This window comes from Nocardioides abyssi (assembly GCF_030412915.1).
In the GTDB taxonomy this organism is placed as follows: Bacteria; Actinomycetota; Actinomycetes; order Propionibacteriales; family Nocardioidaceae; genus Nocardioides; species Nocardioides abyssi.
In genome coordinates, this window is the sequence record NZ_JAUHJR010000072.1 from 1 (window position 1) to 333 (window position 333).

Annotated in this window: 1 protein-coding gene; it reads right to left on the minus strand. The window is 77.5% G+C overall.

Going from position 1 to position 333, the window contains the following annotated elements; genetic code table 11:
- Positions 1–317 (minus strand): hypothetical protein (locus QWY29_RS19955; RefSeq protein ID WP_300962986.1); only part of this gene is annotated, 317 nt, incomplete at its 3' end.
- Between the last annotated feature and the right edge of the window lie 16 nt (positions 318–333).

Genomic DNA, 333 nt, shown 5'->3' on the forward strand with positions numbered 1-333 from the left:
AGCCCGCGCGGGCCCAGCAGCGGCACGCTGGCGGCCTCGACCACCGGGTCGACGGGGAAGCTGAGCGGCGAGCTGGTCGAGAAGGCGTTGGGGTCGGGCTCGGTGCGCGCGTCGACCCCCTTGACGACCGGCAGGGCCGCGGGCAGGTCGCCGGCGGTGAGCTGGAGGATCGCGGGCTCCTCGGCGGCGGCCTCGATGCGCAGCACGCCGCCCTCGTCGCTGAGCCGGGTGACCGCCTCGGGGGCGGAGGCGTCGGGCGAGACCCCCCAGCCGGCGCCGGTGACGGCCCCCTCCACCGGTTCTCCGTCGACGAGCACGTCGCGCACCTCGATG